Here is a 1727-nt window from a genome sequence, read left to right as displayed (position 1 = left end):
TACCTCTTCCTGGTCTAAAACCGTATGATGTGGCTTCAAACTGAGCTTCCCATGCTGGTTCCAAAGCGTTTTTGGTTATGGCTTGTATACATCGGTCTGTAATACTGGGTATTCCCAGTGGCCTCTGCTTGCCATTTGATTTTGGTATGTAGATGCGTTTAGTTGGCTTTGGCTTCCATTTTTTGAGATTTGACAAGGTTTCCACCATTTTTCCTCTTTCTTGAGGTTCTAGTGCTTTTTCCTTGTCTACTCCCGCCGTTCTTTTCCCTTTGTTGTCCTGGGTTGCTTTACGAACTGATACCTGGATGTTCGAGTAACTCCTGAGCATTAATCTCTGGAGTTTGTTAACCTTCTTCCAGTTTCCTTGACGTGTTGCCTTGAAAATTCTTTGTCTTAGCTTTCTTACCTGTCTGTAGGCTTCTTTCCAATTAATGGAGTGCCATGCAGTGGCGTGTTCAGTTACGATACCCACCTCTTTTGAGGTCGGTTCTATCTTTTCCATGTACACTTTAAAGTTAACTAACCTAAGTTTCCTCTTGGCTCGGAATCAGCTCTGAAATTCAGCGCTCTTTCGAGCGAGGGGTTTCCCTCTATCCGACCGGTTATTTATTCCCGTTTCCTTTCGGTATGTCGGCCTTTGCTTGGTTCAGACTTCTACCGGACTGAGAGTTATACCTCCTCTTACGATTTGGCTACCTTTTTTCCATTTGACTGGGTCAATTGGGTCAAGGACTCAATCTCGGCTTACCCGGTTACGCTCATAGAAGTTACGAATCTCAAGTTGCCGTCTATACACCGAGTCCATTTGAAGGTTCAGATTGTCTAAAAGTGGATAGACTAACCTCGGAGCTCATATCTCCATCATCGAATTTATCAGAGATATCGATTTTTACGGTGCCTTTAACCAACGGTTCCTGTTGTCAACTTTTCGATTCTTTCCCTGTTCGGTTATTACCTATCCGATGGTTCGGTAATTTCCTACTTTCTCTCTAGCTCTGAGACCCATAACTTCGGGATATCTCTAGATTTTGTTCTCCTGAGATTCCATCGTTCCTGTGCCCCTTCGAGTGGGAACCAGTCCTGAACCCTGGACTGTGGAAAGCTCTTACCCTTTCCACTTCCTATGAGCGCCTTTCATCGGTCGCCCCTCTTAAAAAATCATATCGAACAAGAAGCGTTCGCGTAGCGTCGGCGAAAGCCGATAGTGGCACGGGAAAACCGCTGCCACGTAGCAACATTGTAGAATCCCCCGTGCTTCAGCCGGGGGAGATGTCAAGAGCAGTTACTTAGAGCTGTTGAACAACTCAGTTTATCTGAACTCGAGAACGTTGGAGCATACATCATATCTCTCCAGGCACAACGCAAAGCCCCCAGTCTTTCTTCAGATCAGGCTAGGTTGCTAATTACTATTAATCAAGGTATACCAGCAAACATTCAAAACCGCTACGATGAACTGATTCAAAAACGAAGAATGGAGATGCTGACACCTGATCAGTATAGCGAACTTTTGGCTTTAAGTGATCAAGTGGAAACCATCGAAGCTAAACGTGTCGAAGCCATGGCAGAATTAGCTCGTTTGCGCCAAATATCCTTAAGCACCTTGATGACAGATTTGGATATTCATCTCCCTGGCAATGTCTGATAAATCAACGATATTCTGGTTTTATTATACTCAACAAATATTTAAATAATGAATGCAATAAACAAGAGGAAATTTTAAATAAATG

Annotated in this window: 2 protein-coding genes; one reads left to right on the top strand and one right to left on the bottom strand. The window is 43.6% G+C overall.

The window, feature by feature from the left end; translation table 11 throughout:
- On the bottom strand, window positions 1-502 hold a 502-nt coding region (locus F6K53_RS40205), incomplete at its 3' end, for a reverse transcriptase N-terminal domain-containing protein (RefSeq protein WP_293085683.1).
- A gap of 894 nt (window positions 503-1396) precedes the next feature.
- On the opposite strand from F6K53_RS40205, the gene F6K53_RS40200 reads away from it, so the two are divergent.
- A complete protein-coding gene (locus F6K53_RS40200; RefSeq protein WP_293052938.1) occupies window positions 1397-1642 on the top strand; it encodes a hypothetical protein in 246 nt (81 codons plus the stop codon).
- The last annotated feature ends 85 nt before the right edge of the window (window positions 1643-1727 follow it).

This window comes from Moorena sp. SIO4A1 (assembly GCF_010672065.1).
Lineage (GTDB): Bacteria > Cyanobacteriota > Cyanobacteriia > Cyanobacteriales > Coleofasciculaceae > Moorena.
Note: the sequence above shows the minus strand (reverse complement) of the source record. Positions and strands in the feature narration are given on the sequence as shown.